This window comes from Nonlabens sp. YIK11 (assembly GCF_001413925.1).
In the GTDB taxonomy this organism is placed as follows: Bacteria; Bacteroidota; Bacteroidia; order Flavobacteriales; family Flavobacteriaceae; genus Nonlabens.
Genome location: NZ_LBMJ01000001.1, coordinates 3008310 through 3022921, shown reverse-complemented (window position 1 = coordinate 3022921; position 14612 = coordinate 3008310). Strand labels below are relative to the sequence as shown.

Annotated in this window: 18 protein-coding genes; 2 read left to right on the top strand and 16 right to left on the bottom strand. The window is 36.3% G+C overall.

Annotated features, from left to right (window positions below; all coding sequences use genetic code 11):
• Positions 1-38: 38 nt before the first annotated feature.
• From AAU57_RS13780 to ffh, 3 genes are all read right to left on the bottom strand, one after another.
• A complete protein-coding gene (locus tag AAU57_RS13780) occupies positions 39-929 on the bottom strand; it encodes a bifunctional 5,10-methylenetetrahydrofolate dehydrogenase/5,10-methenyltetrahydrofolate cyclohydrolase (RefSeq protein WP_055413466.1) in 891 nt (296 codons plus the stop codon).
• Positions 930-1038: 109 nt separating this feature from the next.
• Entirely contained in the window at positions 1039-1383 is a 345-nt protein-coding gene (locus AAU57_RS13775; RefSeq protein WP_055413465.1) for a four helix bundle protein, read from the bottom strand.
• Between the two features lie 152 nt (positions 1384-1535).
• Complete coding sequence (gene ffh, locus AAU57_RS13770; RefSeq protein ID WP_055413464.1) at positions 1536-2864, bottom strand: signal recognition particle protein; 1329 nt, start codon at positions 2862-2864, stop codon at positions 1536-1538.
• Between the two features lie 337 nt (positions 2865-3201).
• Between ffh and AAU57_RS13765 the strand changes: the two genes are divergently transcribed.
• Both AAU57_RS13765 and AAU57_RS13760 read left to right on the top strand, forming a co-directional pair.
• Positions 3202-3966 carry a bacteriorhodopsin-like gene (locus tag AAU57_RS13765; RefSeq protein ID WP_055413463.1) on the top strand — a complete coding sequence of 255 codons (765 nt, stop codon included), beginning with the start codon at positions 3202-3204 and terminating at the stop codon, positions 3964-3966.
• Between the two features lie 150 nt (positions 3967-4116).
• Positions 4117-4494, top strand: a complete 378-nt coding sequence (locus AAU57_RS13760) for a PH domain-containing protein (RefSeq protein WP_055413462.1) — start codon at positions 4117-4119, stop codon at positions 4492-4494.
• A gap of 193 nt (positions 4495-4687) precedes the next feature.
• Here the strand turns inward: AAU57_RS13760 and AAU57_RS13755 are convergent, their stop codons facing one another.
• The 13 genes from AAU57_RS13755 to AAU57_RS13700 all read right to left on the bottom strand — a co-directional run bounded on the left by AAU57_RS13755 (position 4688) and on the right by AAU57_RS13700 (position 13981).
• Positions 4688-5119, bottom strand: a complete 432-nt coding sequence (locus tag AAU57_RS13755) for a peptidylprolyl isomerase (RefSeq protein ID WP_055413461.1) — start codon at positions 5117-5119, stop codon at positions 4688-4690.
• 401 nt (positions 5120-5520) lie between these two features.
• Positions 5521-5745 carry a hypothetical protein gene (locus tag AAU57_RS15130; protein WP_156340198.1) on the bottom strand — a complete coding sequence of 75 codons (225 nt, stop codon included), beginning with the start codon at positions 5743-5745 and terminating at the stop codon, positions 5521-5523.
• Positions 5746-5840: 95 nt separating this feature from the next.
• Positions 5841-6221 (bottom strand): hypothetical protein, encoded by a 381-nt coding sequence (locus tag AAU57_RS13750; protein ID WP_156340195.1) that lies wholly within the window; start codon positions 6219-6221, stop codon positions 5841-5843.
• Between the two features lie 147 nt (positions 6222-6368).
• Positions 6369-6977 carry a hypothetical protein gene (locus AAU57_RS13745; protein ID WP_055413459.1) on the bottom strand — a complete coding sequence of 203 codons (609 nt, stop codon included), beginning with the start codon at positions 6975-6977 and terminating at the stop codon, positions 6369-6371.
• Positions 6977-7525: a hypothetical protein gene (locus AAU57_RS13740; protein WP_055413458.1), complete on the bottom strand. Its 549-nt coding sequence runs from the start codon at positions 7523-7525 to the stop codon at positions 6977-6979. The genes AAU57_RS13745 and AAU57_RS13740 overlap by 1 nt, the downstream gene beginning before the upstream one ends.
• Positions 7526-7704: 179 nt before the next feature.
• Entirely contained in the window at positions 7705-8052 is a 348-nt protein-coding gene (locus tag AAU57_RS13735; RefSeq protein WP_055413457.1) for a hypothetical protein, read from the bottom strand.
• Positions 8053-8201: 149 nt separating this feature from the next.
• The gene (locus AAU57_RS13730; protein WP_055413456.1) at positions 8202-8501 is read right to left on the bottom strand and encodes a type II toxin-antitoxin system RelE/ParE family toxin; all 300 of its coding nucleotides are present in this window, start codon (positions 8499-8501) and stop codon (positions 8202-8204) included.
• The gene (locus AAU57_RS13725; protein WP_055413791.1) at positions 8494-8742 is read right to left on the bottom strand and encodes a type II toxin-antitoxin system ParD family antitoxin; all 249 of its coding nucleotides are present in this window, start codon (positions 8740-8742) and stop codon (positions 8494-8496) included. The genes AAU57_RS13730 and AAU57_RS13725 overlap by 8 nt, the downstream gene beginning before the upstream one ends.
• 221 nt (positions 8743-8963) lie before the next feature.
• Positions 8964-9428, bottom strand: coding sequence for a hypothetical protein (locus AAU57_RS13720; protein ID WP_055413455.1), 465 nt, complete (start codon positions 9426-9428; stop codon positions 8964-8966).
• A gap of 696 nt (positions 9429-10124) precedes the next feature.
• Positions 10125-10862, bottom strand: coding sequence for a hypothetical protein (locus AAU57_RS13715; RefSeq protein ID WP_055413454.1), 738 nt, complete (start codon positions 10860-10862; stop codon positions 10125-10127).
• Complete coding sequence (locus AAU57_RS13710) at positions 10862-12637, bottom strand: hypothetical protein (RefSeq protein ID WP_055413453.1); 1776 nt, start codon at positions 12635-12637, stop codon at positions 10862-10864. Before AAU57_RS13710 ends, AAU57_RS13715 begins: the two co-directional genes overlap by 1 nt.
• A gap of 54 nt (positions 12638-12691) precedes the next feature.
• A complete protein-coding gene (locus AAU57_RS13705; protein ID WP_055413452.1) occupies positions 12692-13261 on the bottom strand; it encodes a hypothetical protein in 570 nt (189 codons plus the stop codon).
• A gap of 168 nt (positions 13262-13429) precedes the next feature.
• Positions 13430-13981 carry a hypothetical protein gene (locus AAU57_RS13700; RefSeq protein WP_055413451.1) on the bottom strand — a complete coding sequence of 184 codons (552 nt, stop codon included), beginning with the start codon at positions 13979-13981 and terminating at the stop codon, positions 13430-13432.
• Positions 13982-14612: the final 631 nt, after the last annotated feature.

Sequence of the window (14612 nt, the reverse complement as noted above, 5' to 3'; positions counted from 1 at the left end):
TTTTAGTTCGCTTTCGCGAAAGCGAACTCAACACACCACTACTTTTTTGCAGCTTCTCTGTGTCGCTCTCTAGCTAAAAGCGTGTTCTTCAACAACATGGCGATTGTCATAGGACCAACACCGCCAGGAACTGGAGTGATGTGACTGGCTTTTTTGGAAACGTTTTCATAGTCCACATCTCCAGTGATGTAATAGCCGCGCTCGCGGGTTTCATCTGGAACGCGTGTGATTCCCACATCGATGATAACGGCGCCATCTTTTACCATTTCGGCTTTAAGGAAACCTGGAACTCCCAAAGCAGTGATGATAATATCTGCCTGAGAGGTGATCTGAGTGATGTTTTTAGTGTGACTGTGCGTTAGGGTCACGGTAGAATTACCTGGAAAACCTTTTCTTCCCATCAAGATACTCATGGGACGACCCACGATATGGGAACGGCCTATAACAACCGTGTGTTTTCCTTTTGTAGAAACCTCATAACGCTCCAGCAATTCCAGAATACCAAAAGGTGTTGCTGGAATAAAGGTGCTCATATCCAGCGCCATGCGGCCAAAATTTGTGGGATGGAATCCATCCACATCCTTATCTGGATCTACGGCCATCAAGACTTTTTGGGTATCGATTTGTTTAGGCAATGGCAACTGGACGATAAAGCCGTCGATGTCTGGATTATTGTTGAGCTTATGGATCTCGCGCAGTAATTCCGTTTCACTAGTGGTGTTGGGCATGCGTACCATGGTACTTTCAAAACCTACACGCTCACATGCGCGAACTTTTGAACCTACATAAGTCAAGCTCGCACCATCGTTACCAACGATTACCGCGGCCAGGTGTGGTACCTTCTCACCATTGTTCTTCATTTCCTGAACGATCTCTTTGATCTCGTCCTTTATATCATTTGAAGTTTTTTTACCGTCTAGGATGGTCATAATTTATAGGTTGTTAGCAATTATTTCTACTGTGTTACTGTGATGGATGTTTTTTGAACAAGTTAATCTCAAATCTCAAATCTCAAATCTCAAATCTCAAATCTCAAATCTATTTTTTGATCATGGAATTGAATATTAACTTCAATTGGTTGGCTTCATCAATTAAGTCTAAATATAGGTCATGATCGTCAGTATTATTTTCCTGCAATAAGCGTAACCAATAACCACATTCTTTTGCTTCTTTGCGACAGATTTTGATCCTATGTTGAAAATCTTTTAAGCTGATGTGCTCATTTGATTCGATATAATTTGCGCCAACAGATCCACTGCTTCTAATTAATTGTTTACCATCCTCCTGATTTTGCAAATTATATTTTAAACCTCTAACTAATTTACGCACATCATTAGCAAAATTATAAGTCCTCTTCTCTAGTTCAAACGGCTTTTCTTTCATCACAGCAAGTTCAATAGAGTAAATGGTGGTTTTGTGATTTGGGATTTAAGGTTTTCTCCTTGCTCTTTATTATCTGGTGCTTGGGATTTTCTTTCAATTTGTGATTTGAATTTTAAGCGCAGCGAGTATTTGGAATTTGGAGCACAGCGACCTTACCTCATTTTGCTCATGGCCTGCATCATTGCCTTGCCTTTACCGCCTTGCATCATCTTCATCATTTTACTCATCTGGTCAAATTGTTTTAACAGCTGATTGACCTCTGTCACAGACGTACCGCTACCGGCAGCAATGCGTTTTTTACGGGAGCCGTTGATGACCTGTGGCTGTGTTCTTTCTTGTACGGTCATGGAATGGATAATGGCTTCAATACCTTTAAAGGCATCATCGTCAATGTCCACATCTTTCAACATTTTACCAGCACCAGGAATCATTCCCATGAGATCCTTCATGTTTCCCATTTTCTTGATTTGCTGGATCTGGTTCAAGAAATCATCAAAACCGAATTGATTTTTGGCAATCTTCTTACTCAGCTTGCGGGCTTCCTCTTCATCAAACTGTTCTTGGGCACGCTCTACCAGCGATACGACATCACCCATTCCCAGAATACGATCTGCCATACGTTCTGGATAGAACACATCGATCGCTTCCATTTTCTCACCGGTACCAATAAACTTGATAGGCTTGTCCACCACAGATTTGATCGACAAGGCCGCACCACCGCGAGTATCACCATCCAGCTTAGTTAGGACGACACCATCAAAATTTAGGCGCTCGTTAAAGGCCTTGGCCGTATTGACCGCATCTTGACCCGTCATGGAATCTACTACAAATAAGGTCTCGTGTGGTTTGACCGCAGCATGAACATCTGCAATCTCGGTCATCATTTGCTCATCAATGGCAAGTCGGCCAGCGGTATCTATAATCACCGCATTAAATCCGTTTTGTTTGGCATAGGCGATCGCGGCTTGAGAAATCTTTACAGGATCTTTCTCATCACGGTTGGAAAATACCTCAACACCTATTTGCTCACCTACAACGTGCAGCTGGTCGATCGCCGCAGGACGATAGATATCACAGGCAACCAACAAGGGTTTTTTACTCTTTTTGGTTTTAAGGAAGTTAGCCAGTTTACCAGAAAAGGTCGTTTTACCAGAACCTTGTAGACCAGACATCAAGATAATGCTAGGGTTGCCAGAAAGGTTGATGCCCTCTACAGAGCCGCCCATTAATTCTGTTAGCTCGTCCTTGACAATTTTAGTAAGTAGCTGTCCTGGCTTGAGCGTCGTGAGAACGCCTTGACCTAGTGCCTTTTGCTTTGCCGTTGCGGTAAATTCTTTGGCGATTTTATAATTGACATCGGCATCTACAAGTGCGCGACGTATTTCTTTTAGTGTATCTGCAACGTTGACTTCTGTGATGCTACCGTGTCCCTTAAGGACGTGCATCGCTTTGTCCAGCTTATCCGTTAAATTATCAAACATATTCTATACTCGTTTTTGAAGATGGCAAAGATAGAATTTCGTTGCATGGCGTTCAAGGTTTTACAATGTTAATCTATTAGATATGGCGATGGATGTGTTCGCTTTCGCGAAAGCGAGATCTTACTGCAAGGAAATAATCTACATCATCATGAAATAGACACGGCTGTTTATGGAATTTGTAGGAAAATAGGGTGTAGAGTTAGATTATTGTTATTTATAGACTATCTTAATCTTGATTAGCTAATAATTTCTAAAGAAAATTATTTTTTCAACAAAACGGCGTTAGCTTTAAATGCGAACTACGACATTACACAAATAACAACTAAACTATTATTTTATGAAATCTTTACTTTTAAATCTGGAAGTAGCCCAAATGGCTACCGATGATTATGTTGGTTTTACCTTCTTTGTAGGTAGTATGGCCATGATGGCTGCCAGTGCATTCTTCTTTTTGTCATTGAGTAATTTCAATACAAAATGGAGAACGTCTGTGTTAGTATCTGGTTTGATCACCTTTATTGCAGCAGTACATTACTTCTACATGAGAGATTATTATGCCACGTTTGATGATTCCCCAACGTTCTTTAGATACGTTGACTGGGTATTGACCGTGCCGCTTATGTGTGTGGAGTTCTATCTTATCTTAAAGGTAGCCGGTGCAAAGGTAGGCTTGATGTGGAAGTTAATTTTCCTATCTGTAGTGATGCTGGTTACAGGATACTTTGGTGAGGTTGTAGCTTTAGGTAACCCTACTGGACAATGGATTTGGGGATTGATCTCTGGTATCGCATACTTTATGATCGTATATATTATCTGGTTTGGTGAGGCTAAGAAGCTTGCGGTATCTGCAGGTGGTTCCGTTTTGAAAGCCCACAAAATACTTTGTTGGTTTGTTCTTGTTGGATGGGCGATCTATCCACTAGGATACATTTTAGGAACTGAAGGTGGTTTATTCGGTCTACAGTTAGTAGAAGATCCCAAGGCGGCTCAAGAGTCCATGGATGTGGTCTACAACATAGGAGATGCCATTAATAAAATCGGTTTTGGTCTTGTGATTTATGCTCTAGCAACGAGCTCTATGAAGGACAAAGCAACCGCATAGATTTTTTAAATATTCATAAATGAGCCACTTTCCTTTTGGGAAGTGGCTTTTTTAATTTGTGAGTGCGACGCTACTCTTTAACACGATTATATCATACTTGGTACCAACTAATTTTATTTTTATCAGGAATCAATTAATAGACAATCTCACATGAGTTTTATAGATAAAATGCTGGGTAATGCAGGAGAAGTTACCGCAGAAGAATTGCTGAAAGAATATGGTCATCTCCTTATTGAAGGCGAAACTATTGAAATGGGATTTGTCCTTTTTAGAGATGTATTCCTGTTCACCACAAAGCGCTTGATCTTGATTGACAAACAAGGGCTGACGGGAAAGAAAATGGATGTGAAGTCCATGCCTTATAAAAGCATCTCAAGATTCTCACTGGAGACTGCTGGGACCTTTGACCGTGATGCGGAACTTAAAATCTGGATCTCAAGCGAGAACTTGCCCAGTGTAAGTAAGAAATTCTCAAAGGCGGTAGATGTTTATAAGGTACAAAGACTGCTGGCTACCAAGACGTGCTAGAATATGGTCTAGCTATCCATGCTAACCGTATAGATGATGTCAGTTCAATCCTGAAGTTTTAGATTTTGGGATCACATAATCCTTTCATCACGCGGACAGTTTAAACCGTGCTGATTTACTCTCAAAGAAAAATCCCTTCTGCAATTAATACAGAAGGGATTTTTTTATTCAAATCTCTATGGAGATCTAACCTCTAGTTGATACCGACAACTTCCAGTTCAAATACCAGATCTTGTCCGGCAAGTGGGTGATTGGCATCTACAATGATAAAATCATCCTTTACATCTGCAACGCGCAATTGACGCTCAGATCCATCTGGATTTTTTGCCATCAATCCCATTCCTACTTCTGGTTTGATTTCTTCTGGCAATTGATTGCGTTCAACTTTATGGAACAATTCTTTTTGAACATCACCATAAGCTTCAGCCATAGGGATTTCAATCGTTTTTTTCTCGTTCACCTTCATTCCGGTCAGTCCTTTTTCAAAACCTGGAATCAATTGGTTTTGGCCCAATTTTGCTTCTAAAGGTTCTCTATTTTCTGATGTATCAAAGACACGACCGTCATTTTTCAATTTACCCGTGTAATGAACTTTTACCGTATCGTTTGCTTGTACTTGACTCATAATAATTCACTTTTTTGTGTGAGCGGCAAAGGTGAAAAATGCAACGGCCAAACCCAAACTAATACCATGATAACTAGCTGGATTAAGAAAGACTTAACAACTTAACTCGCTGTTTGTTAAATGACAGCGTGATTGAGAACCAAATTTTGTTCAAATGGAGTAATTGTTAACTTGTATTTGAATGTTGGACTGCCTTGATTGGTTTTGATTGATGGTGTTATGTGTTATTCTCAAATGATGGATCGTATAGTACATATGGCATTGCTATGTATGACAAGAGGAATGCGTGCTGGATGGGTTTTATTTGGTCTTCTTATCAAACTGAAAATCCGTGAGGATTTTCGTAAGTAGGCTTGCACTAGCAATTAATTTTATACGTTGTTGGCGGTAGTTTTTATTCCTTAAGGAACTTCATATTTATAAACTACTTTGGTCAATTTGTTTTCTGTAAATTCCATTTCAGCTAAGAATTCAAGTCCTCCTAGAACAAAAGGTTTTAACCCTCCAACTTTATTGGATTCTTCATTTTCAAGCATAACAAAACGCCACTCTAACAAGTCTTTGTCATTTACTTGTTCGACCGAATCAGGGGTTCCAAAGATTTTCTTTACTTCATTAATTGACAAGCCAAGTCTTATTCCTTTCTCAGTTTGAATCCTGTTTAATTCAATGGTCTTTTTGTGGTTATTGACTTCTATTCCTTCAAATTGTAGCAGACTGATTAATTCCGGATCGGTAATTTCTTTTCTGTTAGAATTGCTGTAGTTATAGAGTAGTCAGTATATGGAACGAAATATAGATTGCTCTTACCGTCCGAACTAATAAACCACTTAGAACTATCTTCTTTAAACTGGCTGAATTGAGAAGCATTTATATCAAAGAAGTCAGGCTGTATTCCATTCGTGTAGTTTGGTTTGTCCATTTGAACTTCTGACGATCTAATACTGTTAGAAGTGTGTTCTTCTACTATTACCTCTTTCTCTTCTTGTGGTTTTTCAACTTTCAAAACAGGAATGTCCAAGTCTGATTCCTTTTCAGCAGAATTATTCTGTCCGCAAGAACTCAAACTGATAACTATTAATGTGTAGATAAAGTATTTCATTTAATTACCGCCAACGGTCTCGGCTATGAGTAGTTGCGTGGTTTAGTACTTAACTTTGCAAGTACACACCAAACTGAAAATCCGCGAGGATTTTCAGAAGTAGGCGAGGACTAGCCATTAATTATACGCGGTGTTAGGGCAAGTTTTTTATTTTCTATGGAACAAATAATCTAATTCAATTTCAATTCGTGGTTTTTCAAATTGTTTGTCAGTTAATGGCGAAAACAGAATTTTATAAGGTAATCTCAAATCCTTAAAAGTCTTGAAATATGCAATATAATTTTCTCTCTCAACATAATCTCCTCTGTCAATTGATGAGCCGTGAATTAAAAGAGTTGCTGTAATATTCTCGATTTCTCCATCTGAATTTTTTAGGACGACAATATTTTCTAAATACTTATCAATCGGTTTATTGTTTTTAGTCTCAACTTTATATTTTGAGTATAAACTATCCTTTTCGATTAAAATTACTTTGTCAGTAGATTTGAAAAACGGTAAAGAAACTACATCTCCAATTCTATTCATTTTTCCAATATAGGATTTAATATCCTCATCTGTATTTAACCTTGGATATTCATTTTGAATTTCTCCATTTTGGTCATAAGTTCTTACATACGTTTTTTTTATTCTTTCGATTTTGAAATATTGGTCGACTTTTTCTTGATAATCGAAAAATGAATTTTTAAATTCTTCTGTGCTATTTGCTATCCATTCAGTTTCTATTTCTCCAAATAAGTCAAAACCTATTAAAGTCATTACATTATTCTGGATTGTGGAATAAGGAATTTTAATCTAAATCTACCAAAGAGGTTTTTGCCTAATTTTCCATCGTTATCTTTCAGTAGTTCCATATTCTCGAATAGTGTTCCATAAAAACTGAACTTATCGATTGTTTTATCAATCATTTTTGAATAGTCTGATAAATTATAAAAATTAGTGTTCTTTTTATGATTTACTATATCTAATAAAAAGACATTATTTCTCGTTAAATCTTTTGGGTAAATGTCTTTTGATAAATTTCCTCTTAAAATATAATGTTTAACAATTTTCTTTTTTTGAATTAATTGAAAATCATAAATGACATTGTTAAGTAAATATTTATTCCAAATTTCTCCTTGTTTTAGAGAGTCAAGGCTTTTGAATTCAGGATTTTCTGAAACTAAATTTTCGTAAGGGTCAAAAAATATAACTTTAAGTTCATAATTCTCAAACTCAAGTTTTTCAATTGTTTTAGATTTCTGCGCAAATGAAGTATTTAGTCCGAATATTAAGAAGGTAATTAAAAGGACAAATTTTTCTTTCATAGTTCAATTTTGGGTTTTTTGGCAAATTTGCCCTAACGGTTTGGTATAACCGTCAGTTACGGATTAATATGCGTTAATTTTCGGTTAAGTACTGGCGTTAGCAATTCCGAGTGGATTCGCACGTAGTCGAATCCGCCGTAATTGCCGTTATACATTGTTGGCGATAGTTTTTTATTTTGCTATTCATTTAACCTTATAAATTCATTTGTGAAATCCGTATCAGAGGTTTTTAGGAAAAGAGTGTCTTTTTCCGAATTCAGTCGGTAATGCATTATAAAGTCCGTTTCTAATTCAGGGTCAATGTTTGTCAGTTGCGTATAGTAAATTTTTGTACTGTCATTTTTCCAAGAAAATTTAGTTCTTTTTTCCCAAGCGTTGTAAATCAGAGAATCTTTGAAAAATTCTAATTCAACAATATTCGCGCTTTTGGTAGATTTCCAATGTCCAATTAGGTCAGGATTAATGTTGTTTTCTGAACAACTTTGTAAAAATGATACTAATATTAAAATTCTGATTGCGTTTTTCATTCAAATTAATGCCAACGGTCTCGGCTATGAGTAGTTGCGTGGTTTAGCACTTAACATTGCAAGTACACACCAAACTGAAAATCCGTGAGGATTTTCAGAAGTAGGCGAGAACAAGCAATTACTTATAGCCATTGTTGAGTGTAGTTTTTTTATTCGGTTATTCTGTTTTTCAAATCCATTTGACCGTGTAAAATTCTTGTTATTTCAATCGGATGGTCAATTCTTTTTCGATAAAATATTATGTGTCGATTTGCTTTTAGTCCGAAAAGGTTAGATTTAATCCCATTATAGTTTTTTCCTAATTCTTGATTGTCAGCTATATCTTGGCAAATATCAAGAAGCATATCGTAATATCTGTCAGCTTGATTTTCAGACCAATTCTCAACTGTATACTCCCAAATTCTATTTAAGTCAGCTACAGCCTTATTGGTCAATTCGTATTTAGCCATTCTTTTTGCGTTTAGCTTTTAATTCCTCAAGATTTTTTTTTGGGTCGAAATCGTGAGCAATTCCACTATCAATTCCTTCTTGAATAGCATTTCTTAACGCAATTACTTTGCTTTCCTCATTTTCTAAAAGTCGAAGTCCAGCTCTGATTACTTCGCTTACATTTTTATACCGTCCAGCAGAAACTTGGGTTTGTACAAACTGGTCAAAATAATTTCCGAGCGATATTGATGTATTTTTCATTTTAATCATTTTTATCAAACATACCAATTTTTGGTAAAAAATCAAATTTTCTAGATTTTCGCTCAAATCACACCGAACAGCTAACGGTCTATTATAACCGTCAGTTACGGGTTAATATGCGTTAATTTTCGGTTAAGCACTAACTTTAGCAATTCCGAGTGGATTCGGACGTAGTCGAATCCGCCGTAATTGCGGTGATATATTGTTGGCAGTAGTTTTTTTTAATCAAAGTCAAAATTGAATTTTACATTGGAGTAGACATAAGATTTTTGTCCAATTGTCTTTTGAATAGAAATTGGAGATACACAATATCCACTTTCAATTAGTTTGTCTTTTAATACCTCTGGAAATTGAGGGTTTATTCTTTTTATTTTGGATTCTGATTCAAACAATTTTGTTAATGTAAACTTGAGTTTATTCTTATATGCACTCTTTACAAAAACGTGAGTTAATTGAGAGTCAATTTGATATCTAACCTCTTCTCGTATATCGATAATGATTTTCCAAAATGATTCTGAATATAAAGATGCAGGCTCTATAAATCCATAAATGTGACCAACAGGAGTTAACAAACTTCCTCCATGCTCTTTACGAACTATATGAAATAACTCGCCAATTATTCCATCCTTATACAGAGATCTAAAGTGAATCGTATAGTCTAAAACATCTATTTGTTTATTGTTCATTTAAATTACTGGCAACGGCAAAGGTATAATGCGTGTGAGGCGTTCCCTTACGTTTGGCTGTAACCTTGCCATTGATTGGTTTTGATGGATGAAGATAGTTAATGTTGTTGAATAGAAGCCTCGCGTGGAGCATCCTGCATCCGACGAGCACCGCGAGAGGAATGCGTGCATTATGCGCTTTATGCTATGTTCGTATCAGTTGGTGGAGGAAGCGAGATCCTATCCAGGTAAACACCTACCTTTTGAATAGGCTTTGAATAACGGTTGCCGTTTCTGTCTTCGACGAGCGAGGTAGGAATGAGAGGAAGACATAAGAGTATATGGGAAGCCTGTCTGCCGGCATACAGGTCTTGAAATTTTGTGTTCCCCTGACTGGTTGAAGATCTTGATAATGCAGGCACTCAAATGATTCGTGATTCTAAGCCTTAGCTTCAAAATTTCATAGCGGAGAGCTACGGCCGCAGGCAATTGGCCTGAACGGTCTTGGCTATGAGTAGTGCGGGCGCAAACACGCACTTTCCTTTCGATTAGGTACATAGCCAAAACCTTGTTTTCTTGCTTATTATCTTTTCTTTTTAATGAGCCAAAACAAGGCTTTGGCGGTCTTTGCAAAATAGCGATTTTTTTGGGGCTAAGCACCTAATCCCGAATTACTTATAGTCGTTTTTGGCAACTGGCAGTTTCAGTATGTTAATTCTACTCCATTAATTTTTCAATAACAGTACTATAATTATCTGTTAGCTCTATATACTTTTCTAGTTTTTGGGCAATATTTATTACGTGGGTATAGCCTGGTGCGTTCATGTCGTATGTATTGAGAGTAGTGGGCAGAGCGAGAATTTCATTAAACTCTTCTTTGGTAATACTAAAATCCTTGGAGATTGTCTCTTTGAGGAAATGAATAAAATTGTTAATATCAAAAAATCTATACTTAAACTTGCTTGAATGCGGCAGGCTAGCGTAGCCTCCTTTCACAAATGTGGGCTTGAACAAAAATTTATTTTTACTGGATGATTTTTTATTCCCATTATAGAACAGTTTTATTGGCTTGTTACTGGTTGCAGTATAATTAACCTTATCTGCCCGAATGATAGCGAATAAATTTTTTTCTCTATATTGACTCACATTATACATTATTGTATTAACAGAATCCCTATAAAATTTCTTATTGTTTTCAATTTCATTTTCCCTAAGCTTTCCAGCGGCATTTTTATGAAATTTATACTCTATCATTGGGCTGAATTTCCCGAACTGTACCGTGGGCGACAGAAGTTTTTCAAAATTGTACCCGTTACTTCCTTTTAATGCGTCAAGTGGTTCAGGTTCCCCTTCTTTATAGAACTTTAAATCGGTAGATCTGTAGCTTATAAAAGGAGTGGCATATGTATATACACTCATATCTTCTACTATTTCTTCTGGATTTTTTCTCATCATTACATCATATCCCGATTCTCCACCAATACCATAAATAGCCGAATGTGCTGGTTTATAGTATTTTTTTTATAATCTATTTTTTCATTTTTACCTTTATGTGTGGAGGAATAATAGGACAGTGGAGCATTAGTCCATTGGGTTTTGTAGTCATTGTTTGTGAGCCACTCCGTACCTTCAAAGTTTGAAATGGGAAAAGTCAAATAGATATATCTGTCATCCAAAACATACATAAGTGCAATTGTTTTTTTATCGGTGCTTAAATATTTACAAATTACCGGTTCTATTCTCTCGCTGTCCTTATTTCGCACTCTATCAAGCCTGGGCAATTCATTTTTTAAGTATTGGTCAAACTGCAAATCATCAACTGTAATTTCTCTATTGTCTGTGACTTCTACAAATTTATCGAACATATCAATCAATCTATAATCGGGTTTTTCAAGCTGTGAAAGCAAACTATAGATCCCTGGTTTTATATCATAGCTGTTCCAGTTCGCTCTTATGTTTGGATAATTTTCCATAAATGATAAAATGTTATAGACTTTTGCCTTATCTGCATTAAATCTTTCGTGATGTATGGTTGGTTTAATTGCACTTCCAAGAATTTTTTTGTCCAATTTTATATTCATAAGATGCTGCCCTTTAATAGTAACATGATTTCTTGATGAATATCCACCAAGATGGTTGTTATCGTCGATTCCCTGTTCTGTTTTTATCTCAAAATCTAAACGAAGTTTGTCACCCTCGAAATAAATATCGGTAATTCTTTGCTGCACAATTGCGCCGTAACTATAATAGGATCTATTACCAAATAATAGATAGTACTCCATGATGAACTGTTTTATATCGTCTGGCTCGTCTGGGATATTTTTTGATGCGTATTTTTTTCGAATTTCAGCTATGTCATCTTTGTTGATTTGATTGAGTGCTTTACCCTGTTTTTCAAATTCTTGATCTCCCCACCTCTCGTTCATTGCATTGTTTATACGTTTATTGCTTCCGTCAAATATATCTGCCAGCACTCCGCCCAAGGCATTGCCCAACTCTTCTACAATCACTTTATTATTTCTATTATCGCGCTCGTAATCTGCCATTACCTGTGCCTGTCCGCTGGAGTATCCTCTTATTTCAAGTTCCTTAACACGTTGAGAAAACTTGTAATTGCTTATATTCAACCTAGATTTTTCATACTCCTCCCTAGTCATTACTTTTTTACTTTCCTTCTTGCTGGATGTAGAACTGCTATAGCTGCTGGACGTACTTTTAGAAGTATCAGAGATTTCTTGGGAAGTTGAGTTTGTGTCTTCCTCTTTTATATCTGCACACCGCTGCAATGGCCTAGCAAAGCTGGCCAGGTCTACATCAATAATAAGTAGTGTGGCACCTTGGTCTGCCGCTGTCTTTATAACTCTATCAATATCGCTTTGCCGAATGTCTGCTTGGTTAGCAACCATTGGCTTTTCTCTATACATCTCGGGCATTTGTTTTTTGGCAGCATAATAAACTGGATGAAACTCTACAGCATCTGCAATTTTAGTTTGTACTTCTTGCCACCAGTAATTATCTCGAGGATAGCAAAGTTCCTCTGATGGAAAGTAAGCTGCATACCAATGGTACTGTCTTTCATCTGGATCTGTATAATCTTTAAACATACCGTAACCTCCTATTCCGATTTTTTCAGTTATTCCCGATTTGGAGTAGCATTCACATTTTTGATCTTGCGCAAAAAGAGGAATAGTGATAAAGAGGATAAATAAATAGAGAATTGTACTTTTCATAATATAATTTTAAACAAGGGTTTGGATAGACTTATTTTTTGGTAATAGATTTTCCTAAGTTATAAGTAATGCCAATAAATGTCCTATTTCAAACATTTGATTGGTAGGTATGTCGTTTGTGACTAAATCTACAGGTGTATTTAACTCCAGAGTATTGCTAAGACGGTTAACGCGCCCCATAGCAACACCACCTGATATAATGATGCGCTCGTCCTTTCCTATGGCTAAACCAGGACCTGCAAGTATTTGAAATTTTTGATTAGCTGTAAGCATTATACCTACACTAAACATTGGTGCTATTGTACCGTAGACTCTATATTTTATATTGGCCATACTGCCAAAGCCGAAGTCATAGGGTCCATTGTCATTTTCAATAACTCGTTTTTGGCCTAGGTTATCTGTATCATCAATAGCAGTATATTCATTATCAAGAACTGAACTGATAAACATACCTGCACTAATGTCTATTTTTACGCCATTGGTTACCCAAAATCTATAGTGATACGTTTCAGGTTCGGTTTCGCTACCTATGGTATGACGCTCTAAGGTAATGTTTACAAAATCTATGTTTTTACCGTGAATATCTATAGGTAAAGTAAAATGTGTAAAGTTTGCTGAAAGCATTTTGTTAAGTAACTCAACGATGTTCTAACTATTTTCAACATAAGATTTTTGATTTGCTTTAAAAAATGCCTTTAAATCATCATCACTTTCTGTATCAGAATAAGCTTCATAAAGCAATTGTTGGCTATCCTTTATACTATTAAATGCGTTACTATATTTATCGCGTTTTTAATAAAATAAGTTTTGGTTTATAACATCTGCACCTTGTTGTATTTTAAGGTAGGTCTCTATATCGTTATATAGGTTTTTCTGTTCAGTTAGTATGAGTTGAGACGCAACCTTTAAAGAATCGTTGAAAGTTAAATCACTATCTGACTTAATTTTTAACTCGGTCTTAGCTTCATTGATTTTTACAACGCCGTAATGATCGAAAATTTCATTAATGTTGTTGTTGGCATCGATTTCCAGACTATCATCCATTTTTTCAAATTCTTCAGCTGGTAAATCTTTCGGGATTATATAATCCTCAAAATTTATTAAAGCTTCATCTTTAAAGATATTTACATATTCATGTTTTAGGACATATTTGTACTTAAACGGGTTGGCATTGGTAAGTTTAAACACTAATTGCTGTTTTGATTTAACCTTTAAACCCTTTTCATTTACAATGGAGGGTTTGCTTAAATCCAGGTCGTAAATGATGTTTCCAAGAATAGAATCATTTTGTGCGTTTAGGCAAAGTCCTGTAATAAAAATGCTGAACAGTATGAGTTTTTTCATTTTTTCCGATTCGTAGCTCCTAAAATAAGACCTTAATCTACAATTAGTCAATACCCTTTATGGGGTATTTATTGCTTGATGCCAACGGCAAAGTTATAATGCATGTGAGGCGTTCCCTTACGTTTGGCTGTTACCTTGCCTTAATTGATTTTGATGGATGAAGATAGTTAATGTTGTTGAATAGAAGCCTCTCGTGAAAAACCTGCATGCTACGAGCACCGCGAGAGGAATGATCATTACAGGCATTTTATTTTGCCTGGATATCTATTAACAGAAAGCACAACTAGTGACAATAGATTACAAAAGTAAAAAGGATTATTAAGGCAGTTTAACAAAAATTTTAATATTTCGAAAGAAAGCTATTTTCCATTTCAGATACTAAGGAGATACTAAGGAGATACTAGGGAGATACTTAGGGGATAGTGTATGGCGTTCTTGACAAATAAGTATGGATCAAGTATAGATCAAGTAACCTTAAGTCATGCTATGGTCTTGACTCCATTATTTTCTTTCCTGGGTAGTAGGCGTTATGATGCAAAAGCAAGGAGAACGCATGGAGAATGGCAAAACAGCGTAGACACTACCACTCGTGTTGGTTGAAAAACAAGAGTTGATTATCAGATTATTACCT

Excerpts from the sequence above, each read along its gene's own strand:
- AAU57_RS13780 (WP_055413466.1), bottom strand. The coding sequence starts at position 929 with ATGACCATCCTAGACGGTAAAAAAACTTCAAATGATATAAAGGACGAG.
- AAU57_RS13775 (WP_055413465.1), bottom strand. The coding sequence starts at position 1,383 with ATGAAAGAAAAGCCGTTTGAACTAGAGAAGAGGACTTATAATTTTGCT.
- ffh (WP_055413464.1), bottom strand. The coding sequence starts at position 2,864 with ATGTTTGATAATTTAACGGATAAGCTGGACAAAGCGATGCACGTCCTT.
- AAU57_RS13765 (WP_055413463.1), top strand. The coding sequence starts at position 3,202 with ATGAAATCTTTACTTTTAAATCTGGAAGTAGCCCAAATGGCTACCGAT.
- AAU57_RS13760 (WP_055413462.1), top strand. The coding sequence starts at position 4,117 with ATGAGTTTTATAGATAAAATGCTGGGTAATGCAGGAGAAGTTACCGCA.
- AAU57_RS13755 (WP_055413461.1), bottom strand. The coding sequence starts at position 5,119 with ATGAGTCAAGTACAAGCAAACGATACGGTAAAAGTTCATTACACGGGT.
- AAU57_RS13750 (WP_156340195.1), bottom strand. The coding sequence starts at position 6,221 with ATGAAATACTTTATCTACACATTAATAGTTATCAGTTTGAGTTCTTGC.
- AAU57_RS13745 (WP_055413459.1), bottom strand. The coding sequence starts at position 6,977 with ATGACTTTAATAGGTTTTGACTTATTTGGAGAAATAGAAACTGAATGG.
- AAU57_RS13740 (WP_055413458.1), bottom strand. The coding sequence starts at position 7,525 with ATGAAAGAAAAATTTGTCCTTTTAATTACCTTCTTAATATTCGGACTA.
- AAU57_RS13735 (WP_055413457.1), bottom strand. The coding sequence starts at position 8,052 with ATGAAAAACGCAATCAGAATTTTAATATTAGTATCATTTTTACAAAGT.
- AAU57_RS13730 (WP_055413456.1), bottom strand. The coding sequence starts at position 8,501 with ATGGCTAAATACGAATTGACCAATAAGGCTGTAGCTGACTTAAATAGA.
- AAU57_RS13725 (WP_055413791.1), bottom strand. The coding sequence starts at position 8,742 with ATGAAAAATACATCAATATCGCTCGGAAATTATTTTGACCAGTTTGTA.
- AAU57_RS13720 (WP_055413455.1), bottom strand. The coding sequence starts at position 9,428 with ATGAACAATAAACAAATAGATGTTTTAGACTATACGATTCACTTTAGA.
- AAU57_RS13715 (WP_055413454.1), bottom strand. The coding sequence starts at position 10,862 with ATGATGAGAAAAAATCCAGAAGAAATAGTAGAAGATATGAGTGTATAT.
- AAU57_RS13710 (WP_055413453.1), bottom strand. The coding sequence starts at position 12,637 with ATGAAAAGTACAATTCTCTATTTATTTATCCTCTTTATCACTATTCCT.
- AAU57_RS13705 (WP_055413452.1), bottom strand. The coding sequence starts at position 13,261 with ATGCTTTCAGCAAACTTTACACATTTTACTTTACCTATAGATATTCAC.
- AAU57_RS13700 (WP_055413451.1), bottom strand. The coding sequence starts at position 13,981 with ATGAAAAAACTCATACTGTTCAGCATTTTTATTACAGGACTTTGCCTA.